This window comes from Methylobacterium sp. HJ2 (assembly GCF_056431005.1).
Map to the genome: position 1 here is coordinate 135,525 of NZ_JBWJYM010000006.1, position 22,268 is coordinate 157,792.

Annotated in this window: 19 protein-coding genes; 4 read left to right on the top strand and 15 right to left on the bottom strand. The window is 68.6% G+C overall.

Going from position 1 to position 22,268, the window contains the following annotated elements:
• Positions 1 to 17 precede the first annotated feature (17 nt).
• The 4 genes from ACS5RC_RS16075 to ACS5RC_RS16090 form a co-directional block, all read right to left on the bottom strand.
• A complete protein-coding gene (locus ACS5RC_RS16075; protein WP_478344892.1) occupies positions 18 to 749 on the bottom strand; it encodes an MIP/aquaporin family protein in 732 nt (243 codons plus the stop codon).
• A 136-nt stretch (positions 750 to 885) separates the two neighbouring features.
• Positions 886 to 2,391 carry a glycerol kinase GlpK gene (glpK, locus tag ACS5RC_RS16080; protein ID WP_478344893.1) on the bottom strand — a complete coding sequence of 502 codons (1,506 nt, stop codon included), beginning with the start codon at positions 2,389 to 2,391 and terminating at the stop codon, positions 886 to 888.
• Positions 2,392 to 2,562: 171 nt separating this feature from the next.
• The gene (gene glpD, locus ACS5RC_RS16085) at positions 2,563 to 4,095 is read right to left on the bottom strand and encodes a glycerol-3-phosphate dehydrogenase (RefSeq protein WP_478344894.1); all 1,533 of its coding nucleotides are present in this window, start codon (positions 4,093 to 4,095) and stop codon (positions 2,563 to 2,565) included.
• Positions 4,096 to 4,181: 86 nt separating this feature from the next.
• The gene (locus tag ACS5RC_RS16090) at positions 4,182 to 5,006 is read right to left on the bottom strand and encodes a DeoR/GlpR family DNA-binding transcription regulator (RefSeq protein ID WP_478344895.1); all 825 of its coding nucleotides are present in this window, start codon (positions 5,004 to 5,006) and stop codon (positions 4,182 to 4,184) included.
• A gap of 374 nt (positions 5,007 to 5,380) precedes the next feature.
• Between ACS5RC_RS16090 and ACS5RC_RS16095 the strand changes: the two genes are divergently transcribed.
• Complete coding sequence (locus ACS5RC_RS16095) at positions 5,381 to 6,010, top strand: hypothetical protein (RefSeq protein ID WP_478344896.1); 630 nt, start codon at positions 5,381 to 5,383, stop codon at positions 6,008 to 6,010.
• Positions 6,011 to 6,047: 37 nt separating this feature from the next.
• Here ACS5RC_RS16095 and ACS5RC_RS16100 read toward each other — a convergent pair whose 3' ends face one another.
• From ACS5RC_RS16100 to ACS5RC_RS16145, 10 genes are all read right to left on the bottom strand, one after another.
• Positions 6,048 to 6,251 (bottom strand): CsbD family protein, encoded by a 204-nt coding sequence (locus ACS5RC_RS16100; RefSeq protein ID WP_043346039.1) that lies wholly within the window; start codon positions 6,249 to 6,251, stop codon positions 6,048 to 6,050.
• 105 nt (positions 6,252 to 6,356) lie between these two features.
• Positions 6,357 to 7,268 carry a PhnA-like protein gene (locus ACS5RC_RS16105; protein ID WP_478344897.1) on the bottom strand — a complete coding sequence of 304 codons (912 nt, stop codon included), beginning with the start codon at positions 7,266 to 7,268 and terminating at the stop codon, positions 6,357 to 6,359.
• 72 nt (positions 7,269 to 7,340) lie between these two features.
• Positions 7,341 to 7,706, bottom strand: coding sequence for a CsbD family protein (locus ACS5RC_RS16110; protein WP_478344898.1), 366 nt, complete (start codon positions 7,704 to 7,706; stop codon positions 7,341 to 7,343).
• A gap of 890 nt (positions 7,707 to 8,596) precedes the next feature.
• A complete protein-coding gene (locus ACS5RC_RS16115; RefSeq protein WP_478345102.1) occupies positions 8,597 to 9,442 on the bottom strand; it encodes a 3-oxoadipate:acetyl-CoA acetyltransferase in 846 nt (281 codons plus the stop codon).
• Positions 9,443 to 9,559: 117 nt separating this feature from the next.
• Positions 9,560 to 13,246, bottom strand: coding sequence for a glycosyltransferase (locus ACS5RC_RS16120; protein ID WP_478344899.1), 3,687 nt, complete (start codon positions 13,244 to 13,246; stop codon positions 9,560 to 9,562).
• 126 nt (positions 13,247 to 13,372) lie between these two features.
• Positions 13,373 to 14,101 carry a hypothetical protein gene (locus ACS5RC_RS16125; RefSeq protein WP_478344900.1) on the bottom strand — a complete coding sequence of 243 codons (729 nt, stop codon included), beginning with the start codon at positions 14,099 to 14,101 and terminating at the stop codon, positions 13,373 to 13,375.
• 747 nt (positions 14,102 to 14,848) lie between these two features.
• Positions 14,849 to 15,778, bottom strand: a complete 930-nt coding sequence (locus ACS5RC_RS16130) for a DMT family transporter (protein ID WP_478344901.1) — start codon at positions 15,776 to 15,778, stop codon at positions 14,849 to 14,851.
• Positions 15,779 to 15,810: 32 nt separating this feature from the next.
• Positions 15,811 to 17,079, bottom strand: coding sequence for an arsenic transporter (locus tag ACS5RC_RS16135; RefSeq protein ID WP_478344902.1), 1,269 nt, complete (start codon positions 17,077 to 17,079; stop codon positions 15,811 to 15,813).
• 70 nt (positions 17,080 to 17,149) lie between these two features.
• A complete protein-coding gene (locus ACS5RC_RS16140; RefSeq protein ID WP_478344903.1) occupies positions 17,150 to 18,265 on the bottom strand; it encodes a metallophosphoesterase family protein in 1,116 nt (371 codons plus the stop codon).
• Between the two features lie 10 nt (positions 18,266 to 18,275).
• Positions 18,276 to 19,598, bottom strand: a complete 1,323-nt coding sequence (locus tag ACS5RC_RS16145) for an MFS transporter (RefSeq protein WP_478344904.1) — start codon at positions 19,596 to 19,598, stop codon at positions 18,276 to 18,278.
• A 493-nt stretch (positions 19,599 to 20,091) separates the two neighbouring features.
• Between ACS5RC_RS16145 and ACS5RC_RS16150 the strand changes: the two genes are divergently transcribed.
• The 3 genes from ACS5RC_RS16150 to ACS5RC_RS16160 all read left to right on the top strand — a co-directional run bounded on the left by ACS5RC_RS16150 (position 20,092) and on the right by ACS5RC_RS16160 (position 21,412).
• Entirely contained in the window at positions 20,092 to 20,421 is a 330-nt protein-coding gene (locus ACS5RC_RS16150; protein ID WP_478344905.1) for a CsbD family protein, read from the top strand.
• Positions 20,422 to 20,644: 223 nt separating this feature from the next.
• A complete protein-coding gene (locus ACS5RC_RS16155; protein WP_478344906.1) occupies positions 20,645 to 21,088 on the top strand; it encodes a PRC-barrel domain-containing protein in 444 nt (147 codons plus the stop codon).
• Between the two features lie 102 nt (positions 21,089 to 21,190).
• The gene (locus tag ACS5RC_RS16160; RefSeq protein ID WP_478344907.1) at positions 21,191 to 21,412 is read left to right on the top strand and encodes a hypothetical protein; all 222 of its coding nucleotides are present in this window, start codon (positions 21,191 to 21,193) and stop codon (positions 21,410 to 21,412) included.
• A gap of 368 nt (positions 21,413 to 21,780) precedes the next feature.
• Here ACS5RC_RS16160 and ACS5RC_RS16165 read toward each other — a convergent pair whose 3' ends face one another.
• On the bottom strand, positions 21,781 to 22,158 hold the full coding sequence (locus ACS5RC_RS16165) for a 4a-hydroxytetrahydrobiopterin dehydratase (protein ID WP_478344908.1): 378 nt from the start codon (positions 22,156 to 22,158) through the stop codon (positions 21,781 to 21,783).
• Between the last annotated feature and the right edge of the window lie 110 nt (positions 22,159 to 22,268).

The window sequence follows — 22,268 nt, forward strand, 5'->3', positions numbered from 1 at the left end:
GGCCGAGCGGGGGCCGCTCAGATTCCGAGCGCACGCACGGCGAGCGCGGCGATCACGGCGCCGATGACGGGACCGGCCACCGGGACCAGCGCGTAGCCCCAGTCCGAGTGGCCCTTGCCGGCGATCGGCAGCACGGCATGGGCGATGCGGGGCCCGAGATCGCGGGCGGGATTGATGGCGTAGCCGGTGGTACCCCCGAGCGAGAGGCCGATGCCCCAGACCACCATGCCGACGAGGTAGGGCGTCAGCCCGGTCGGGATGTTGCCGGTGGCGCCCACCGCCTTGGAGACCAAGGCGCTGATGATCAGGATCAGCACGAAGGTGCCGATGATCTCGCTCATCCAATTGGCCGGCGCGCGCCGGATCGCCGGATCGGTGCAGAAGCAGGCGCGCTTCAGCCCCTGGTCGGCGGTGGCGTCCCAATGCGGCAGGTAGTGCAGCCAGACCACCGTGGCGCCGAGGAAGGCGCCGATCATCTGTGCGGGCACGTAGACGGCGAGCTTGCTCGCGTTCCCCGAGACGATGGCGCCCGCCAGCGTCACCGCCGGGTTGATGTGCGCATCGGGGCTGCCGGCGGCGGTCGCCACGAAGATGCCGGCCAGCACCGCGAAGGCCCAGCCCGCCGTGATCGCGATCCAGCCCGCACCCTCCGCCTTCGAGCCGCGCAGCAGCGCGCCCGCGACCACCCCGTTTCCGAGGATGATCAGCACCATCGTGCCCAGCAATTCGCCCAGGAACGGCGACGTCATGGCTTGTCCTCCCCCGCTTGGTGATGGCGTGTCGTCGGGTCCGATCCGGCCCTGCGTCGGCCAGCGGCCCTCGGCCGAGTCCGGGCCGGCTCTCGGGTCTTCCTCGGCCACCGGCCTCGCCGGCGGCGATGCGCCCTCAATCGTCCTGCTCGTCCCAGTCGAAGGCGCGCTTCACCGCCCGGCCCCAGGCGGCGTAGATGCGCTGGCGCCGCGTCGCATCCATGTCGGGGGTCCAGCGCCGGTCGACGCCCCAGTTGCGCACGAGGTCGTCGGTGCTCTGCCAGTAGCCCGTGGCGAGGCCCGCGGCGTAGGCCGCACCGAGCGCCGTCGTCTCGGCCACCTTCGGGCGCACCACCGGCACGTCGAGAATGTCGGCCTGGAACTGCATCAGCGTGACGTTGGCGACCATGCCGCCGTCGGAGCGCAGCTCCCGCACCGGGATCCCCGAATCCGTCGCCATCGCCTCCAGCACCTCACGGGTCTGGAAAGCCGTGGCCTCCAGGCAGGCCCGGGCGATATGGCCGCGATTGGCGTAGCGGGTCAGCCCGATGATCAGCCCGCGCGCGCCCTCGTTCCAGTGCGGCGCGTAGAGGCCGGAGAAGGCGGGCACGAAGTAGACGCCGCCGTTGTCCTCGACGGTGGTCGCCAAGCGCTCGACCTCGGCGCTGTCCTTGATCATGTGCAGGTTGTCGCGCAGCCACTGCACGAGGGCGCCCGTGATGGCGATGGAGCCCTCCAGCGCATAGACCGCCGGCTTGCCGTCGAGCTTGTAGCCCAGCGTCGTGACGAGGCCGCAGGTCGAGGGCACCGGCGTCTCGCCGGTGTTCATCAGCGCGAAGCAGCCGGTGCCGTAGGTGTTCTTGGCCTCGCCGGGCTGGAAGCAGGTCTGGCCGAACAGGGCCGCCTGCTGGTCGCCGAGGATGCCGGCGATCGGCACGCCCGCGAAGGGCACCCGCGTCTCGCCGTAGACCTGGGACGAGGAGACGATCTCGGGCAGCATCGCCCGCGGGATTCCGAAGGCCGACAGCATGCCGTCATCCCAGGCCAGGGTGTCGAGAGCCATGAGCTGGGTGCGGCTGGCGTTGGTCACGTCGGTGAGGTGCAGGCCGCCGTCCGGGCCTCCGGTGAGGTTCCAGACGAGCCAGGTGTCGATGTTGCCGAACAGCACGTCGCCCGCTTCCGCCCGCTCCCGGGCGCCCTCGACGTGGTCGAGGAGCCAGCGCAGCTTCAGCCCCGAGAAGTAGCTCGCCAACGGCAGGCCGGTCAGCGCCCGGAAACGGTCCCGGCCGCCGTCGCGGGCGAATTCGGTGACCAGCCGGTCGTTGCGGGTGTCCTGCCAGACGAGGGCGTTGTGCAGCGGCTCGCCCGTGCGCCGGTCCCAGATCAGCGTGGTCTCGCGCTGGTTGGTGATGCCGATCGAGAGGAGGCTCGTCGGGTCGAGCCCGGCCTCTGCGAGGGCGTCCCGCATCACCGCTTGCGTGTTCCGCCAGATCTCCAGCGGATCATGCTCCACCTGGCCGGGGCGCGGATAGATCTGCGCATGCTCGCGCTGCTTGCAGACGATGATGCGCCCCTCGCGATCGAACACGATGAAGCGGCTGCTGGTGGTGCCCTGGTCGATGGCGCCGACGTAACGGTTCATCTCGTTCTCCCTCCCTGGGATCTGTCGTCGGGTTCGGGCCGGTCTTCCTGCCGGCGCCGGATCTTCGTTCGGGCTGCTCGGGCCCCTTGGACGCGCAAGCCGCTCGGGCTTCTGGACGCTTAGGCCGCCTGAGCCTCTTGGACGCTCAGGCCGCTTGGGCCTCTTGGACGCTCAGGCCGCTTGGGCCTTGGCCCCGAGATAACCCTCGAGCCGGGCGACGCTTTCGGGTGCGCTGCGCAGGCCGAGCTTCGAGCGGCGCCACAGGATGTCGTCGGCGGTGCGGGCCCATTCGGCGCGCACGAGATAGTCGACCTCCGCCGCGGAGAGCCCGCCGTCGAACGCCTCGCCGAGATCGGCGAGGCTGCGCGCCCCCGCCAGGATCGCGCGGGCCTCGGTGCCGTAGGCGCGGGCGAGGCGACGGGCGGTCTCGGCGGGCAGGAACGGCGCCTCGCGGGTGAGCTCGGCCAGGAAGGCCTCGAAATCCGCCTCCGGCATCGCGCCGCCGGGCAACGTCGCCTCGGCCGTCCAGGCGGGCTTCAGACCGGGGAAGAACGGGGCGATCTTCTCGATGGCGTGCTCGGCGAGGCGCCGGTAGGTGGTGATCTTGCCACCGAAGACCGAGAGGGCCGGGGGCCGCCCCGCCGCGCCGTCGAGGTCGAGCACGTAGTCGCGCGTCACCGCCGAGGCGTTGGCCGCCGCGTCGTCGTAGAGCGGGCGCACGCCCGAATAGCTCCAGACCACGTCGACCGGCGTGATCGCCTTGGCGAAGGAGCGGTTGATGCAGTCGCAGAGGTAGCGAGTCTCGTCCTCCGAGATCCGCACCGGGCCGGGCTCGTCCTCGTAGGGGACGTCGGTGGTGCCGATCAGGGTGAAGTCGCGCTCGTAGGGAATCGCGAAGATGATGCGCTTGTCGGGCTGCTGCAGGATGTAGGCCTGATCGCCCTCGTAGAGCCGACGCACCACGATATGGCTGCCTTTGATCAGGCGCACCGCCGCCCGGCTGTTGATGCCGAGCGTGCCCCCGAGGGTCTCGCTGACCCAGGGTCCGGCGGCGTTGATCACGGCCTTGGCCCGCACAGTCTCGGTCCGGCCGGTCTCCGCGTCGCGCAGGCTGGCGGTCCAGCCGCCGTCCACCCGGCGGGCGGAGTCGACGCCGGTGCGGGTGCGGATCTCGGCGCCGCGGGCGCGGGCGTCCATGGCGTTCAGCACGACGAGGCGACTGTCCTCGACCCAGCAATCCGAATAGACGAAGCCAGTGGTCAGGCGATCCTGCAGCGGTGCTCCGACGGGCGATTTTCGCAAACGAACCATCTTCGAGCCCGGCAGGGTTCGCAGCCGCGCCAGATGGTCATACAGGAACAGCCCGATGCGCAGCATCCAGGCCGGGCGCAGGCCCTTGTCGTGGGGCAGGACGAAGCGCAGCGGCCAGATGATGTGGGGGGCGAGCCGCAACAGGCGCTCGCGCTCGGCCAGGGCCTCCCGGACAAGGCGGAACTCATAGTATTCGAGGTAGCGCAATCCGCCGTGGATCAGCTTCGTGCTGGACGAGGACGTGAATTCGGCCAGATCGCCGCGCTCGCACAGCAGGACCGAGAGACCGCGTCCCGCGGCGTCCCGCGCGATGCCGGTGCCGTTGATGCCGCCGCCGATCACGAGCAGGTCGTAGGGTGCGCCGGGCGCACGCGCAGTCGCTGCGGTCGTCATGGTTCGCCTCCCGCTCCGGTCGAATCGCCGGTTGGAAGGATATTGCGCCCCGCGATCATTTTCGCAAGCGAAAATTTAATCTTCCGCTACGAACAATCCTCGGGCGCCACGACGAGATCGACGCCGTGCCGTTCCAGCAGGGCACGGATCTCGGGCGGCGGGGCGCGGTCCGTGAAGAAGGTATCGATCTGCTCGAGACGCCCCACTTGCACCATCGGCCGCCGGGTGAATTTGGTGTGATCGGCGACCAGGAAGGTTTTTCGGGCATGCGCCAGGATGGTCTGGGTCGCCCGGACCTCTTCGTAATCGTAGTCGAGCAGCGCCCCGTCCGCGTCGATGCCGCTGACCCCGATCACCGCGACGTCGACGCGGAACTGGCTCAGCGTGTCGCAGGTGAGTTGCCCGAGCACCGCGCCGTCGCGGTTGCGCACGGTGCCCCCGGCCACGACGATGCGGAACTCGGTGGATTCCGCGAGGCCGATGGCCACGTTGAGATTGTTGGTTATGATACTGAGGTCGTCGTGGCGCATGAGTTCGCGCGCCACCGCCTCGGGCGTGGTGCCGATGTTGATGAAGACCGAGCAATGCGATGGGATCCGGCTCGCCGCGAGACGGCCGATCCGGGTCTTCTCGGCCAGCAGCGTGACGCGGCGGTCGGCGTAGTCGATGTTCTCGACGCTTGAGGGCAGGCCGCCCCCGCCGCGGTAGCGCTCCAGCCGGCCCTCGGTGCTGAGCTCGTTGAGATCGCGCCGGATCGTCTGCACGGTGACGCCGAATTGTGCGGCCAGGGCCTCGATGGTGACGAAGCCGCGCTGGCGTACGCTCGCGACGATGGCCGCGCGGCGCGCCTCGACGCCGTTCGGCTCGATGGCCTTGCGGTCGGCGGGTTTCCGATCGGCGTCGCGCGTCATGCGCCTCCTGCTGGTCTCTTCGTCCACGTGCCTCAGACCCGCGCCGACTACGCGGCATGAGGAGCCGAGCTATTGCACAACTGAGGGCAGCATTATCATGCCGAGCGCCCATTCGCGCGGCCAGAGAACGCTGATCAACACTTGGATGTTCGCTACCGAAAGGCAGTCGTCAGGATCCCGCCGGAGGCGATATCACCGTGCAGATGGCGAAGCTCGATTGCAGGCGTGCGACGCCGGGCAGGCGCGACAGCACCTCCTTGTACCGGCGCCCGTAATCACCCGGATCGCTTACGGCGATCCGCACGAACTAAACCCCGGTTCGTAGACGGGCTGCGGCTGCCGGGCGCAGAGTCGGGGGACGCGAGGGGCTCGGGGTGACCTTCCACTCCGCCACTCGGATGTGCCGCATTCGCCGTAACGGGGAGGGCGTCTCCGAGATCGTCACGGGTTCCGGCGAGGCCCTGACGTCGGACGCCCACGTCACCGCGACGGGAAGCGACACGCCGGCGCTGCTGCGCCCGCTCGGCATCGACCTGCCGGTGTACCGGGTTAAGGGCGACGCACTGACGCCGCCCCTGCGACCGACCCAGGTGCGGCCCCGGTCTCCACGGCCATGGATGAAGCCTCGAAGGCCGAAATCCCTCGGCGCGACACCCGCATCCGGGCCGGCGGCACGGCCGAGCTCGCGGGGTTCAGCCAAGCGCTCCGCCGGAAGCGGGACGCCACGCTGGATTGCGCGCTCGGGGATCTGTCTCCCGAAGGCCGGGATGTCCGCGGCGGCACGGGCTCTGGACGGGCCTGCGCCCGATGAGGCCGGACGGCACCCCGATCGTCGGGGGCAGTCGGCTCGTCGAACTCTAGGTCGACATCGGCACGGGACGCTCGGCCGGACGGTGACGGATGAGACCCGGGCGGCTTCCAGGCCGACCTCGTGTCCGGCCGCGCCCTGCGGATCCTGTCCCACGATCTCGCAAACGCGCTTCGCGGGTCCGATGGCGGCGTAAGGGGGCGGAGCAGCCGTCGCTGCTCCGCCCGAACGCCTCAATGCTTGCCGGTGACCTTGTCGGCGAGGTTCTTGGCGCCGTCCTTGACGTCGCCCACGGTCTTCTGCGCTTCGCCCTTCAGCTCCTGCGCCTTGCCCTCGGCCACGAGCTTGTCGTTGCCCGTCACGTTGCCGACGCCCTGCTTGACGTTGCCGACCGCCTCGTTGGCCAGGCCCTTCAGCTTGTCCGTGGTGCTGCTCATCGCAAGATGCTCCTTGGTTTCAGGGTGGAACCGGGGTTGGGATGTTAGGGGCCGGCGGTTGCGGCCGGCCCGGCGACGGCTCCCGTTCTCGGGAGCCGAAGCGGTTCAGGCGCGTCGGGCGCCGTACTGGTCGACCAGGGAGACGGGCTTGGGCGCACCGAAGCGACCGCCGAGGAAGCCGGCGAGCGCGCCCAGGATTAGGGCGAGCGCCCCGTAGAAAGCGCCCTGGGTGGCCGCCGACTTCGCGGCGCTCGCCGCCGCCTCGGCCTTCTGCTTGGCCGTGGCGACGGCCTGATCGTACTGCTTCTCGTAGGTTTGGATCTGCGTCCGGGCCTGATCGACCGGGATGCCCTGCGCCTTGGCGAGCGCCTCCGCGGCGCGGCCCTCGGCCTGGGCCTTCTGCGCCGGATCCCCCGTGAACAGCGCCCGGATGGCGGCCACCGCCGCGTCCTTGGCCGCCTGCGGGTCCTGACCGGCAGCCTGCTGGCGCACCGTCTGCTCGATGCCGTCGAGCGGGTTGGCGATCTTGGAGAGCGAGGGGGCCGCCGCCTGCGTCGCGGTCTGCACCGTGCCGCCCACGAGCGAGCCGGCCCCGCCCAGCGTGCTGGTCACGCCCGAGAAGGCGCCGCCGATCAGGCCGCCGGCCGCCGAGGTGATCAGGTAGAGCACCACGAGCGTCGTGACCGCCCAGGAGACGAGGCCGTGCAGGCCGGCGGTGACGGGCTTGCCCGAGAGCCGGCCGGCCAGGAACCCGCCCGCCAGCGCGGCGAGGATGCCCGAGCCGACGAACCAGAGGCCGGCGCCCAGCGAGAGGGTCGTGGCCGCCGGGTTGTCGGCGGCGGTCGTGCCGACGCTGGACAGGCCGATGCCGACACCGACCATGTTGAGGATCACCTGCGTCACCAGCGCGGTGACCGACCCGGCCAGGATGGCACCCCACGACACGTGGTGCAGAAGGACTGTGCGGGTGTCGGGCGCGGCAAGGGACGCGGGCGGGATGCTGGACGAGGTAGCCACTCTGGTACTCCGGTTGGTCGTGGTCGGTGCAGGCATCCGCGTCGATATCGACGCGGACGAGATCCGCGCGGCTCAGCGCCGGGCGTGAACGAGAAGGGCGAGGCCGTAGCCCGTGAGCCCGGCCAGCAGCAGGGCGCCGAGGGGGTATTCCCTGACCTGCGCGTCCACCGCCGCGCCGCCACGGCGCAAGGATCGATGGCCGATTTCGTAGAGATCCTCGGCCACGCCCGATGCACGGTCGTAGGCGTCGCCGGCGGAATCGGCGGCCCGGTCGTAGACCTTACCGGCCCGATTTGCTGCCGCACCGGCGGAAACGGAAGCCCGGGTGCCCGCCTCGCGCGTCGCTTCCTTGGCGCCCCGGTAGGAGGATTCCGCCGCGCCCTGTACCCGGCCGCCGATGTGGCGCGCGGCACCCGCGATCCGATCCGTGTCGATCATCCTCGTCATCCTCCTCCGTCGAGGTGTCGCCCGTGAACAGGGGGCCTACGGCGCCACCTCGACGGCAGACATCCGGCCACATGCGTGGCCAGGCACCGCATTGGTGTTCCCGTGAGAGCGACAGATAGGCCTACCAGATAGGCACTGAGCCAAGACCTGCAACAGTATTCGATTACTATTTCTCTGATCTTACACGATCACATATCTCGCCGAACGGCTCGATCGTCCAAGCTTGAGCCACCATCAGACGCTAGTCTGGATAGTAGCGGTGGCCCCTTGCTGGAGATCACCGCTGGTCCGATCGTTCAAGCCGACCGTGCGCCCTCAACTGCCCTGCTTCGGTGAGGTTCCGGATTTCCCGTTCAGCGAACTGGTATATCCACATCACTGACGTGAACGTGATCGATCAAGCAGTCCCGTCCAGAATTCGCGCAGCGTTCGGCGGAACGGCAATTTCGTATGAACACGGAAGGACTTGCACCCTGAATGCCAAGCTGCAGGCGAGCCCGTCGATGCGAGGTGTCGACCAATCGTCCGGCCAGCCGCTCCGAGTGTTAGAGCGACACAATTACAACCGAGACTTGCTATATTTTGGTATAAACATCTTCAAGTAGAAATCCTACCGACGAGGTGTTGCCAAAGGCCGGCCCTCGTCGGCTCAGACCTGACGGCGCAGCGGTAGCCGTCGTCAATTGCACGACTTGCGATCTCGCCGCGCAACGCCGCCTACGGTCGGACGCGCCGCTTTCCCTTGATCGAGACGGCGGCTGGCTCCTTCGGTCGGAGGCGTGCGCGCCCCGCGCGTGACTTCGTGTCGCTCACAGACCTGCCGCTGTGCCTGCGCGGGCAGCGGGTAGGATCCTGGCGAACGGACGTGTTGCGAGAAACCCCTAAACGGTGAGCCCGAGCCGCATGCGCGATTCAGCCGGGGTCGCGACGCGGCGACCGTGACGCGTGACCGCCTCGGCGGCCAAGCCGACGAGTTCGGCATTGCTTGCGGCCAGCCGATCCCTGGTGATGCGGATGTTGTCCTCCAGCCCCGTTCGGACCGCGTCTGCACCGCGTGCCAGAGCCCAGTCCATCACGCGGGCTTGGTTGCGACCGATCCCGGCGGCGGTCCACGTCGCTTGCGGCAGCACCCGGCGCAACTCGGAGAGCAGAATATCGAGCAAGTGCTCCTCGGCCGGAAGCGCGTTCTGAACGCCCATCACGAACTGGACGTGCGGGCGGGCGTCCATCAGCCCGGCCTCGACCAAGCGCCTGGCACCATGCAGGTGCGAGAGGTCGAAGATTTCGATTTCGGGCCGAATTCCGAACGCCTGCATCTGGGTCGCGAGATCGGCGACCAGGGTGGCATGGTTCTCGTAGACGATGGTCGGGAAATTCACCGAGCCCGTCGAGAGCGAGGCCATGTCGGGGCGATGCTTCAGCGAGAGGCCGCGAGCGGCGGGGTCGCGCCCGCGACCGCCGGTGGAGAACTGGACGATCATGTCGGGGCAGTGCCGGCGCACGCCCTCCTGCACGGCCGCGAACCGGTCCGGGTCGGAGGAGGGCGTCTCGTCGTCGTTGCGCACATGGATGTGCACGAGGCTGGCGCCGGCCTCGAAGGCTTGGTGCGTCGACTCGATCTGCTCGGCGACCGTGACCGGAACGGCGGGATTGTCGCGCTTGCGCGGGACCGAGCCGGTGATCGCCACGGCGATCGTGACGGGGTTCGACATGTGCGTGCTGGACATGGTCATGGCCGGCTCCTCGTCCCGCTTGCCTGCGGCGATCCTCGAGCCGACCCCATACGCCCACATCGCAGGGCGGCTCAAATCGCCGCCGCGGCGCCGGCGCGCGGCACCGGGCGTTCAGAACCGATAATAGGTGTCGTGGCCGTTCATGAAGCGCTCGACCCGCGCGAAGCAGGCCTGCCAGCTCGGCGGATCGATCGCGCCCGAGTCGCGGAGGAACGACGGGGACTCGATCGAGGCGCGCAGGGTTTCGAACAGGTCGTCCGCCGAACCCCGGCGGAAGTAGCGGGCATGCTCGCCCCCGAGCTCGCGAAAGACCGGCAGATCGCTGAGGATCAGCGGAGTGCCGGCATGGGCAGCCTCGAAGATCGGCAGACCGAACCCCTCGGCGATCGAGCCGATGATCGCGGCGCGCGATCGTCCGTAGAGCGCCCGGAGCACATCGTCCTCGACGAAGCCGAGTTCCAGGAACCGACGGCCCTTCTCGGGATGGGCGTCCATGCGGGCGGCCAGGTCGTCGATGCTCCAGCCGCGCTTGCCCACGAAGACCAGGGTCGCGTCGAGGTCGGCCGCCCAGATCCTGTCGAAGGCGTCGAGGACATCGCCGTGCCCCTTGCGCGGCTCGATCGTGCCGACCACGAGGTAGACGGGCGCGTTCTCCGGGAGACCGAGACGCTTCAGCGGGTCCGCCCGAACGTCCGTCGGCGCGCCGAGCGGATCGGAGCCCAGATGCGCCCAGCCGATCCGCAATCCCGGCCTCACCGCGACGCCCTGATCGGTCAGGTAGGCGACGAGGTCGTCGGACGCCGTCCGCGAGGTGCAGATGAGTCCGTCGCAGCTTGATGCCATCAACAGCAGCCAGTCGGTCACGGCACGCGCGACATGGTCGTGGAACAGGTCGGGCCTCTGCAGCGGCAGGATGTCGTGGATCAGCGCGAAGGCCGAACCTCCGAGCGCTTCGAGACGCTTCAAGGGCTCCCGCATCCAGGCGCTGAGATGCCAGCTTCCGTCCGCCAGCAGCATCCGGTCGAACGGGCGCAGCGCGAGCGGACCCTGCTGGCCCGTGCCCGCCTCCACCGTGCTCCGGGCACCGCTGCTCTGGGCATAGTCGTCGGCGAAGATCAGCTCGCGCTCGGTAAAGGCGAAGGTCTGCGGCAGGCAGGTGCGGTCGCCGCTCACGTAGGCGGCGTGGGTGAACTCGCGGACGACGCGCTGCACGCCGGTGCGCAGGTCGTTCTCGCGGATATGCGTCACGTCGATCAGAAGACGCGGAAGCGCCTCCGCCTGCTCTTGGTGGACGAACGCGGCGGCGACGTCCCGCGGGAAGCCGGGATCGAGGCGCTCGGTTCCGATCGCGCGCGCGACCTCGGTGGCGAGGACGCTCGGATGCGTCGCGCTGGCCCGCGCGGCCATGCGCAGGGCCGTCCGCAGAAAGAGTGGGGCGACGACCTCGCCGCTCAAGCACTCCTGCGCGTAGGATCGGGCCGCCTCCGCCATCGTCGCGCGCAGGGCGGGGCCACCGGCGAGGCGGTCGATCGCCTCCGCCAGGGCGGCCGGATCGACCGAATCGAGCCCCAAAGCCACGTCCTCGGGCAACTCCGCCGATGAGCCGAGCCGATTGTGGATGAACGGAATCCCGTTCACCACCATCGACAGCATGGCGCGGGAGGTCTCGCCCCGGCTGATCGTGCGGAGCTGGACCCCGAAATCGATCACGCTCAGGTAGCGCTCGTAGGTCTCCTGATCGACTTGGTCGGTGATGATGATGGCGTCGTCCGCCTCGGCCAGGACGGCCTTCGCGAACTCCGTCGGCGCTCCCGGCCCACCCTCGACCTGACCGACGAGGACCAGGACCGCCCGGCCCGAGCGCCCGGCCTCCGAGGCCCGGAAGCCGGCGATCAGCTCCAGCACGCCTTTGGTCGGCGCCACGTGGCCGAAACTCGCCAGCACGACCTTGTCCTCGGGCAGGCCGAGGCGGCGGCGTGCGGCCGGATCGTGCCGCCGTTCCGCCGGGATGGGCGCCACGTATTGCGGAAGGACCGCGATCTCCCCGCTGATCGGCAGGCGGCAATCGTCGGCGAGGAGGCTGCGCGCGAAGTGGGAATGGACGATCACCCCGATGCTGCGATGGACGTGGGTGGGGCTGCAGGTCAGGTCGGCGATGAGTCTGCGGGCAGCCTCGGCCACGCCGGCGCTGGACCGGACGATCGCCCGGGCCGGACCGCCCTGATCGCCGATCACTTGGCGGACGAACGGCGCGGGTGATCCCGGATCGTGCGAGAGGTGCCCGAGATAGGCATCATGGAGCACGACCACGCCTGGGAAGCGTTGGATATAGGGCAGCATGTAGTGGTGGAACGGCGAGTTCCCGAGCTGGTAGATGATGACGTCGTAGTCGTCCGCCCGCGCGGCCATCGCCTGATGATGCATGATCTGGCATCCGGCGTGGCGGAACGTCACCGCAGCGACGTCTTCCACGAACACGTGCAGCTCCGCGTGGCGGCTCATCTCCGGTATGAAATCGGCGCTGTAATCGGCGATTCCCGTCTGCGCGTCGGGCAGCGGCGTGAACATCGCGACCCGCGGCCGACCCTGCGTCCGCGTGCCGGCGAGCGGCTTGGCCGCCTCCGCACGATTCCGGCGCGCATACGCCTCCTCCCAGGTGTCGAGCGCTACGCGCGCCGCGTTCTCCCAAGTGAACCGTCGGGCCCGCTCGGCCGCGTAGGCGCGCATGGCGGCGCGCGTCTCCGGGGAGGCCAGCACGCCTCCGATCCGTTCGGCCATTTCGTTCGGCGCCTCGGCATCGAAACGGTAGGCCGGCTCATCGACGATCTCGGCCAAGCTCGAGTTGTCGCCCGCGAGGACCGGCGCGCCGCAGCGCATCGCCTCGATCACGGGCAGGCCGAGGCCCTCGTAGAGCGAGGGGAAGATGAAGAGCGCGCAGCCGTTGTAGAGCTCGACCAGTTCGTCGTCCGAGACGAAACCCGACACGACGACGTCCTGCTGGATGCCGAGCTGGCGCGCGCGCACATGCAGCGCAGCCACCTCGCTCTCGGTGGCGTCGAAGACCAGGACGAGCTTGCAGGGGGCCTCGCGCTGCTCACGCAGCAGCGCGAAGGCGCGCAGCGTGCCGTCCAGGTTCTTCCGGGGATCCGGACCGCCCACGTAGAGGATGAACGGCCGGTCGAGCTTGAGGCGCGCCCAGATGGCGGTCCGGCGGCGCTCTGCCTCGGGGAGCACCCGAAACCGATCGTCGACGCTGCCGAAGATGTTCGCGATCGTCTGGTGCGGCGCCTGAAGCAGCCGTTCCGCATCGGCCTTGGTCGTCTCCGAGATCGCCAAGCCGATATCGAGTTCGCGCGCCACGGCAAGCGTGCGCCGATACCATAGGATGTATTGCGGATGGGTGAGGTATTGCGACGGATACAGGTAGGGAATGAAATCGTATAGTGTCGCCGAGGTGAGCACTGGCTTCTTCGGCAGTATCGTGAAGGATGCCGCTCGCCCGAATACGCTCTCGCCTTCAAACAAGCTGGAGATGTGGTATAGGTCGGGGCTGAGTGTCTCGACCCGATTGTTGCGCAGCAGGCTCGCTACGTCCTCACGGACCGTGCGCTCGTTCCACTCGCGTTGTACGTCCGGGTAGTCGTAGTAGACGACCTCGCCCATACGTCCGAGTTCGCGCAACTGCTCGACAATGTCGTTAGATCCAGCAAGATAGTTGTAGTTCAACAGGAACAGGAAATCGTGCCGCGTCCCGAGCCGGACGATCTCCTTCGTCAGGGCGGCAGAGTAACGTCCCATCCCGCGGCTCTGCGCCGCCGTCTGACAGCATTGCAGATCAATGACGATTTTCATGCTCGATGACCTCGATCGCTTCGATGCACGCTTCGAGTTCCTCGAAATGCAACGATGGGCGCAGGGACGTTGTCAGGCGGACAGGTTGCGGGTCAGAAGCTGCGACTCGATCCGGTAGGCCATGATGCTCTGCTCGCGCGTTTCGTCGAGCGCATCCGCCTGGAAGGCACCAATCCCGGAGATCGTGCTGTGAGCCAGCGATAGGGCGGCCGATCCGGGGGACATGGCTGGAGATGCGCCGCCGGATAGGCCGTTCATCCGTATCTGGTCGGTTGCGCGTTGCAACCGGTCGATGCGCCGCCGCGTATCCTCGAAGGTCGCGGTCACGTGATCGAAGATATGCTGCAGCTTTTCATCGATGGACGAGGCGCTCAGATCCAAACCGCCCGCGCCTCTCCCGGATGACGAGACCACATTGGGCATGACAATGATCGGTCCAATACGATACTTGCGATCAGTCGCCACGTAAATTTCGAGTTTGGTTGCTGCCCGATTCCGTTTGAAATGCTCTCTGAGATCAATGTCGAAACCGTTGAGACCGCCATTTCGCGCCAGGATCTCGATGTCTTCCCTGTAGCCGTTGGCTAGGATTTCGTGAACCTCCGTTCCATCGAGGTGAACTTTAAGCGCGAGCGACCGATTCGGCATGGCCGCGTCGTAGATCCATCCCCGGATATGTCCGTTGACGATCTCGTCAATCCGGCCAGCAATGCTGCCGCCCGGGCGCAAGCTATGACCAGCGAGGTCTCGATTTGGAAATTTTCCGAATCCGACGCGCCGCGATATTATCTTCCGAATCATATTCCAATCCTTGCAGTCGGATCATAAGGGCAAATAAATAACATCTTCAAAATTTTACATCTGACCGAAGAGAAATCTACAAAAAATCATCCGAAACAACTCTTCCTGCGCATCACCAATATTGCGCTCCACTCACTCTCTGATGCTGAGAGACAATTTCTGAAGTGAAAATCAGATCCAGGCGACGAACTCCTGTAAAGCCAACCGTTATGGTCTGTCGCGCCGCTCGGCGCAGCTCCGGTGTCTGAGCGGATCGGACGTCCGGCGTTGCTGGGGCATCCTGACCACCCGGAGGAACCGTGAGAGGGTGCGACCATGGCGATTTCGCGCCCTTCCTGCCGACCATCCGCTCCGCCCCCCCCGCACGGGACCGTTCGCGCTTCTCAGTGCCAATTGACGGCGACTGTCAAGCCTGCGGGCCGTGGACCGCCCTTGCGGCCCACGCGGGGACCGTCGCCGGCACAACCGTCGAGATGCATCTCACGGACCACCGCAGACGCGCCATCCAAGGGGAAGGGTTCGGGCGCTGGCGAGGTTTTAGCCGAGGACGCGGCTGGTCAACCGCACAGATCGCTCGGGACCGCGCCCTCGCCGACCGCCCGGCCGCTCCGGCCTGTGCTGACGGCGCAGCACATGGCCGGCGATGGGGAGCGGATCGTGCGTCCGCGGACATACGGTCTGTCACGGTGGGCCCCCTCAGCCGGGGCACCCGGTCCTGTCGTCGCCCGCTGCCGGGCGCGCCGAACCCTAGAATACCGAGATCAGAATGATGCCCGCCGCCATCAGCGCCGCTCCCCCGAGCCGCTCCTTCCCGGCCTTCACCTGGCGCATGCCGAGCCAGCCAAAATGGTCCAGGGCGATGGAGGTGAGGAGGTTGGCGGTGATGAGGAGGCCATTGAAGGCGCCCGCACCCACCGTATCGACGAAGAGGAGGCCGCCGAAGACCGCCACCGCGCCGGCGATCCCGGCGAGCGGCATCCACCAGCGCACGCCCGCTACGTCCGCGCGGGTCGGCAGCGGCTTCGGCCGCAGCAGGAAGACCAGCACGAACACGAAGACGACCGGCAGGAACGAAACCGTGGCCGCGAGCCAGGGATTGACGAGCGCGCCGCGCAGCTGGGCATTCCAGACGACGCCGATGGCCTGGAGGGCGCCCGCCCCGAGAATGAAGGGGTAGAGCAGCTTGCCGCCCAAGCCATGATCTCCGTCCGCCTCGTTGTCGGACCGGCCGCTGGCGCGGGCGATCAGCACGATGCCGCCGACCATCAGCAGGCCGCCGAGCCAGGGCATCGGCTTGAAGCCGGCGCCCTGCAATCCGAACAGCCCGAAGGCGTCGAGCGCGAGCGAGGTCAGGATGTTGCCCGTGATGGTCAGGCCGTTGAAGGGGCCCGCGCCGACCTTGTCCACGAAGGCGAGGCCGCCGAACACCGCAACGGCGCCGGCGACACCGCCGAGCGGTGCGTACCAGGGCATCCGTCCGAGCGTCTCCAGGCTCGGCAGGGGAGTCGGCATCATCAGGAACAGCGTCGCGAATACGAAGACGATGGGCGCGAACGAGACGCTCGCGGCGAGCCACGGGTTCACGAGACGCCCGCGCAGCTGCGCGTTCATGGAGTTGCCGAGCGCCTGCAGCGCCCCAGCGACGAGGATGAAGGGGTAGAGAAGCGCTGCGTTCACCGGCGGATCCTTGAGCGGCGGGAGGGGTCGGCTCAGACGAGAAGCAGGCCGGCGAGCGCTAGGAGCAGCGCGGGAGGCGTCACCAGCAGGCCGAGTTTGAGAAAGCGCCAGAAGCCGACATCCTCGCCCTCGCGCCGGATCGCGGTGAGCCACAGGATGGTGGCGAGCGAGCCGGTGACCGAGAGGTTCGGTCCGAGATCGACGCCGATCAGAACCGCGCCGGCGATTGGATCGGACACGTGGGCGGTCTGCACCGCGGCTCCGGCGATGAGGCCAGCCGGCAGGTTGTTGACGAGGTTGCACAGCACTGCGACCAGCGTGCCGGCGCCCCAGGCGGTCTCGGTCGGCGCGGTCTCGGCCGCTCGCTTCAGGAGGCCGGCGATCTGGCCCAGCACGCCCGTGGCCTCCAGGGCCTCGACCAACACGAAGAGCCCCGCCACGAGCGGCAGCACAGCCCAGGACACGTCCTTGGCCACCTCCACGAGTCCGCCGCGCTTCATCAGCAACACGACGGCGGTTGTGAGAGCCCCGGCCACGAAGGTCGGCAGGCCGAGATCGAGCCCGTAGGAGGAGGCTGCGATCAGCACGCCGCCGGTCGCGACGATGCCCAGGCCGGCGACGAGGCCCGTACGGGAGAGGGGTACCGCCTCGACGTCGGTGGCGACCTCCTGCGCGCGCAGCGTCGGCGCCTGTGTCAGCCGCAGCACCGCGTAGGTCGCCAGGATCGCCAGGATCGAGGGCAGGGCGAAGCGGGCGAGCCACTGGGCGAGCGGCGGCATCTGATCGGCGAAGACCACGAGGTTCGCCGGGTTCGAGATCGGCAGGACGAAGCTCGCCGCGTTGGCGATGAAGGCGCAGATGAACAGGTAGGGCAGGGGATTCTCGACCTTCGCGGCCTTGGTGGCGGCGTAGACCGCGGGCGTCAGCACCACCGCGCAGGCGTCGTTGGAGAGGAATACGGTCACCACGGTGCCGACGGCGTAGATCAGCGCGAACAGCCGCGTCGCCGAGCCCCTGGCGGCCCGCACGGCGATGCTGGCGAGCCAGTCGAACAGGCCCTCCTTCCGGGCGATCTCGGACATCAGCATCATGCCGACGAGGAACAGGTAGACGTCGGTGCCCTTGAGTATGCCGGCCCAGGCCGCGCCCGCCGGGAGCAGGCCGAAGAGCACGAGGGCGGCCGCGCCCGCTACGGCCCAGACCGCCTCGGGCCAGGAGAACGGCCGGGTGATCACTCCGAGCGTCGCCAGCGCGGCGATGCCCCAGGTCACGAGGTTCGGGGTCAGCGTCAGCGCGCCCATCGCGGTGGGTTTCCTCAGGTCTGCGGTCGGGAATGGAACGGAGGCCGGGAACGGCGGCGCGGGTTGCGCCTCACCAGTGCCGGCCGTTGCGGTTCGGGCCAAGCTGCGTCCCGAGCAATCCCTTCTCGGGCCAGGCGCCGACGGCGTCGGCATCGCTGCCGATGCCTTTCGAGACCGGAAGGGTGTCGCGCCCGATCGCCGGCTCGACCGCGTCCTGGCAGGCGCTGCCCGCCGTGTCCTGGGCGCGGACCACGAGGCGCCGGCTCCCGGCCGGCCAGTCGAGGCGAGCCGAGAAGCGGCGGTCGCCCTCGACGCGCCGCATCGGGCGCCAGGGGCCGCCGTCGAGGCTGTACTCGCAGACCGCCACGGGGGCGGAGCCGAGCACGACCGCACGGATCTCGGTCGCGCCTGCAACCACGTGATCGTCGCTGTGGGCGAGGCGCCGATCCGCGGGTGCGGTGATCATCACGAAGGGCCAGGGCGCGGCAAGCTCCTTGAAGCGCCAACTCACGACGCCGCGGTCGACGGCTGCGACCGCATAGCCGACCGGCCCCTCCTCGATCTGCCCGGTCGAGCGGGTCGCGGCGTAGATCGTCCGTCCGTCGTTGGCGACTTCGTTGTAATGGGTGTGGCCCATCTCCACGAGGCGTACCGGGCCACGATGGATGAGTTCGGCCACGCGCGCCGCCTCTCCAGCATCCGTGAGATCGGCGGGGTAGCTGTGCATGAAGACGGCGCAGTCCCGGCCCTCCGCCTCCGCGCCGTCGAGTTGCCGCTCCAGCCACGCGACCTGCTGGGATCCGAGGCGGAAATCGAGCCCGCCTGCGCCGGGACCGCACATGTCCAGGAAGAGACAGCGGGTGCCCGAAACCTCCACCCCGTAGGGCAGGGCCGGCGCCCCGAGTCCGGCGTAGAAGGCGTCGAGGCTGCCGCCCTCCATGTCGTGGTCGCCCGAGATGGCGTGGACGGGCAGGCGCAGGCGGTCGATTTCCGCCCGGGCGAGGGCGTATTGCGCGGCCGTGCCGTTATCGGCGTTGTCGCCGGGCAGGTAGACGAAGTCGAGCCCTTCCATCTGCACGAGTTGGTCGACGATCGCCCGCAGGTCGCGGGCGTTGTCCTGGTCGGCCCCGGTGAGGTGCAGATCGCCGATATGGGCGAAGCAGAGGATGTCGTCGCGGGCGCTCATCGTCTCCCCCTCACGCAGCCGGCACGGCCAGCGGGGCCGCTGGGCCCTCGGGCGTCGCGGCGGAGCGGGGTGGTTCGTAGCCGTAGGTCTCGGGCATGAGCGCGAGGTAGAGGACAAAGCCCCCGGCGGCGATCGCAGCGAGCACCAGGAAGGCCGTCGTGTACCCGGCGCCGACGATGATCAGGCCAGCGAGCGCCGCGCTGAACGAGGCGCCGAGCCCCTGGGCGGTCGCCACGGCGCCCTGGGCGACGTTGAAGCGCCCGGTGCCGCGGGTCAGGTCGGCGACCACGATCGGAAACAGCGCCCCGAAGATGCCGGCGCCGATGCCATCGAGGCACTGCACCGCCACGAGGTAGTAGGGGTTGTCGGAGACCGTATAGAGCACGCCGCGCAGGGCCAGCACCGCGAAGGCTGTGAGGAAGATCGGCTTGCGCCCGAAGCTGTCGGCCTTGGCGCCGACGAGCATGGCCATCGGCACCATCACGCATTGGGCTGCGACGATGCAGACCGCGATCAGCGAGGTCGCGTAGTCCTTGCCCACCACCTTCGTCAGCAATTGCCCGACCGAGGGCAGCATGGCGGCGTTGGCGAGGTGGAAGGCGGCGCAGAGAACGGCGAACAGCATCAGGTGTCTGTTGCGCAACAGGAGCCCGAGGCCGGACGGCTGGTCGCGATTCTCCTCGGGCGCGAGATCGAGGCCGCGCGCGAGGTCGTCGTCGATCTCGTCGCCCGGGACGAGCAGCATCGCCCAAACGCTGAGGGCCGCGAGCGCGCCCATCAGCCAGAACACGACGATCGGACCGAAGACGTAGGCGAGGCCGCCCGCCAGCATGGCCGAGACTGCGTTCCCGGCATGGTTGAAGCCCTCGTTGCGGCCGATACGCCGGGAGAACAGCTTCGGCCCGACGAGGCCGAGAGTGATGCCGGTCAGCGCCGGTGCGAACACGGCGCCCGCCACATGTGCGATCGCCTGGGTGCCGGCCACCACGTAGAAATTCGAGATCCACGGCAGAACGAGGCAGCTCAGCGTGACCGCGAGCGCCGCCGCGATGACGATGGCGCGCTTGCGGCGCGTCCGGTCGATGAGCGCACCGATCGGGGTCTGGGCGATCAGGCCGGCCACGCCCGCAATGGTCATGACGAGGCCGATGGTCGCCTCGTTCCAGCCCTGGTCGGGGCCGCGCACCGCCAGCAGGTAGATCGCCAGATAGGGCCCAAGTCCGTCGCGCACGTCGGCGAGGGTGAAGTTCAGGGCGTCCAGGCCGCGCAAGGCCGCACGGGAGGGCTGGCGCCGGCTCGCCGTGGTCTCCTCTCTACGCACGTCAACGGTCACGGCGACCTCCCAGCCAAGAGTTCGTCTGCAGATCGCATGACGGGTTCCGAGGAATAGCAATGCTGCGCCGCGGCAAGCCGGATTCCCTGTCTTGGTTCCCGCGCCGTGCCGGTTATTCCCAATGCCGTGTTCACGTTTTCGTAGATGTCCATCCACAAAGCCGCAGGCCGGCGTCCGGATGCTGTCGCATAGGGGTCCCGGGACCCTCTTGGTGCACCGTGGAGCGACGGGGCTTCTAGGCAGGCGGACCTAACCGGTCCTGAACCGATCCGTTCAGATTCGGTTAAGCCGCGCTCGTCCGCTCGATCGGGCACCGCGAATACGGGGGCACCGGTATACCCACATCATTGATGGCCGCCGGGCCGGGGCCATTTCCCGATTCGAACGTTACCGGGCACTGACGGTGTGCCCAGGCCTCCATCGGATCCCGCGGGCAGCGTCCATCGGACCCGCGGACCGGAGACACCGCCGGGACCGCGATAGGAGCGATATGATGACGGACAGGGATCGAATCAGGGATGCCGCCCGGGACTTCGGCGGGCGGCTGCAGGGCACCGCGAGCGACCTCGCAGGCTCGGCGCAGGATCGGATGGAGGGCCGCGTCCGGGAAGCGCAGGGCTCGGCGGAGAGCCTCTACGTCCAAGCCCGGGACGCCGTACGGCACGCCGCGGACGAAGCCGCCGATCAGGTCGGCGACGCCTACGAGCAGGGCCGCCGCACCCTCTGGGAGGGGCACGAGCAATCCGTCCGGTGGCCGCATGCCTCCCTGCTCGCGGCCGGTCTAGTGGGCTTCGGTCTCGGCCTCCTCATCAGCAAGCTCTGACGGCGCCGCTCGGCGTCGTCACCTGGACGTCACGGCACCGTGGGAAGGCGCGACCGCGTCCCGCTCTGAGCGTGGTCTCGACATCGGACGGCGAACCGGAAGCGCCGACCGGGCTCCTGATCCGCGGCTCGTGCCGCGACAGGCCGCCTATCACACCAATCCGGAACCTGACCCAAGCCCGTCGCCGAGACCGTCCCCTAGCCCTTCCCGAGGACTGCATTCGATGATCCTGCGCCCGATGCTTCTTGCCGCCCTCGTACTCAGCGCCGCGCCGGCTCCGGCCCAGTCTCCCGGGGCCTCACCCGGCCAGCCCGCGACGCTGAACGATGAACTGAAGGCGCGCTTCGTCGCCCAGGCCCCAGAAGACATCGTCGCCTCGAAGCTGATCGGCACGAGCATCCACAACGGGGCAAACGATACCATCGGCTCGGTCGCCGACGTGGTGTTCGACGACAAGCGGGCGATCAAGGCCTACGTCGTCAGCGTCGGCGGCTTCCTCGGGCTGAACGCGAAATACGTCGCGGTCGCCCCCGAGACGCTGAAGCTCGCCCGCAAGGACGGCGGCGCCCTCGACGCCGTGATCGAGACCGACAAGGACCAGCTCCGCGCCGCACCGGAATACGTCTACCTCGGCTCCGAGCCGAAAAAATCCGAGCCGAAGAAATAGGCGCGCTGCCTGGCGCCGGATGGGCAGACGCGAGGAAAACCCTATCTCGCCCGAAGGAGCCGCAGCCGAGCCGGACGCACGCGGCGCAGGGGGCACGTCACCATGAATAGCTTCATCGCCGTGGTCCTCGTCTGCGCCAATGCCCTCGCACAGGACGCCTGCACGGACGCGCAGGCGCTCGAGGTGCGCAAGGTTCGGGTGTCGAACGAGCTCGGCTGCACCAACGGCTGGCAGGAGATCATTGCCCGCACGGACCTGCGCGAGGAGATCGGCAAGACTGCCTATCTCAAGACCGAGTGCCGCCGGGTTAAGTCGGACGGCTGAAGCGCCGTCTCACGGCACAAGCCGAAGGAACCCAGCGGCGTGCACGACTGCGCCCAGGCGTCGTCCGGTCTCGCCCGCGGCGTAGTGCTCCGCATCGCCTCGACTGCGAAAGATGCCGCCGGCGAGACCGTCGATACCGATGGCGAGCCAGTGGCCGTGTGCGTCCTGGCCGACGAGGAACCGGGCCGGACCGACGGCCGGATCCGGATCGGTCCGGCGGGGCAGGGGAGGTGAGCTGACAATCATGGATCGAGCGAGGGCTTGCCGCGGCCTCGACGGGCCGCGCGCCCTAGATCGGCGTTATCCTATGAGGGTTCGAGAGGTGCCGGGCGGCAGGCGCGTGAGGAACCTGTGAGGATCCGCGCTTACTATTTGTCGTACTTGATGTAGGCGAAGCGCGGATCGGTCGGCGTGCCTTCGAGGGGGCCGCCCTCGCTGCCCGGCTGCCAAGCCACCACTTCCTCGATCTTGCGGGCCAGCGCGAAATCCTTATCCGTGATCCCCTTGGCCGCGTGGTTCATCAGGCGCACCTCAACCCAAGCGTAAGAGGCCGTGAGATCGGGATGGTGCCACGCCGCCTCGGCGAGGTGGCCGACCGTGTTGATCACCATCAGGGTGCTTTTCCAGCCCGCGGTCTTGTAAGTGCGGCGGATCCAGCCGTCCTCGTAGCGCCATTGGGGCAGCTCGGCCTTCAGCCGCGCCTCGATCGCCGCCTCGTCCAAGGCTCCTTCGCGCCGCTCGGCCATGATCCGCCTTCCCTGATTCAGAACCGGACCGGAGGGTGCCCCTGCCAGGAGCGCGACGCAAGGCTCCGCGGCATCGGCGACCGCACCTGTGGACGCCGCAGGGGCGACGC

What these genes read in the sequence shown, in the direction of transcription:
- ACS5RC_RS16075 (WP_478344892.1), bottom strand. Translation starts at nt 749, where the DNA reads ATGACGTCGCCGTTCCTGGGCGAATTGCTGGGCACGATGGTGCTGATC.
- glpK (WP_478344893.1), bottom strand. Translation starts at nt 2,391, where the DNA reads ATGAACCGTTACGTCGGCGCCATCGACCAGGGCACCACCAGCAGCCGC.
- glpD (WP_478344894.1), bottom strand. Translation starts at nt 4,095, where the DNA reads ATGACGACCGCAGCGACTGCGCGTGCGCCCGGCGCACCCTACGACCTG.
- ACS5RC_RS16090 (WP_478344895.1), bottom strand. Translation starts at nt 5,006, where the DNA reads ATGACGCGCGACGCCGATCGGAAACCCGCCGACCGCAAGGCCATCGAG.
- ACS5RC_RS16100 (WP_043346039.1), bottom strand. Translation starts at nt 6,251, where the DNA reads ATGAGCAGCACCACGGACAAGCTGAAGGGCCTGGCCAACGAGGCGGTC.
- ACS5RC_RS16110 (WP_478344898.1), bottom strand. Translation starts at nt 7,706, where the DNA reads ATGATCGACACGGATCGGATCGCGGGTGCCGCGCGCCACATCGGCGGC.
- ACS5RC_RS16115 (WP_478345102.1), bottom strand. Translation starts at nt 9,442, where the DNA reads ATGTCCAGCACGCACATGTCGAACCCCGTCACGATCGCCGTGGCGATC.
- ACS5RC_RS16120 (WP_478344899.1), bottom strand. Translation starts at nt 13,246, where the DNA reads ATGGGACGTTACTCTGCCGCCCTGACGAAGGAGATCGTCCGGCTCGGG.
- ACS5RC_RS16125 (WP_478344900.1), bottom strand. Translation starts at nt 14,101, where the DNA reads ATGATTCGGAAGATAATATCGCGGCGCGTCGGATTCGGAAAATTTCCA.
- ACS5RC_RS16135 (WP_478344902.1), bottom strand. Translation starts at nt 17,079, where the DNA reads ATGGGCGCGCTGACGCTGACCCCGAACCTCGTGACCTGGGGCATCGCC.
- ACS5RC_RS16140 (WP_478344903.1), bottom strand. Translation starts at nt 18,265, where the DNA reads ATGAGCGCCCGCGACGACATCCTCTGCTTCGCCCATATCGGCGATCTG.
- ACS5RC_RS16150 (WP_478344905.1), top strand. Translation starts at nt 20,092, where the DNA reads ATGACGGACAGGGATCGAATCAGGGATGCCGCCCGGGACTTCGGCGGG.
- ACS5RC_RS16155 (WP_478344906.1), top strand. Translation starts at nt 20,645, where the DNA reads ATGATCCTGCGCCCGATGCTTCTTGCCGCCCTCGTACTCAGCGCCGCG.
- ACS5RC_RS16160 (WP_478344907.1), top strand. Translation starts at nt 21,191, where the DNA reads ATGAATAGCTTCATCGCCGTGGTCCTCGTCTGCGCCAATGCCCTCGCA.
- ACS5RC_RS16165 (WP_478344908.1), bottom strand. Translation starts at nt 22,158, where the DNA reads ATGGCCGAGCGGCGCGAAGGAGCCTTGGACGAGGCGGCGATCGAGGCG.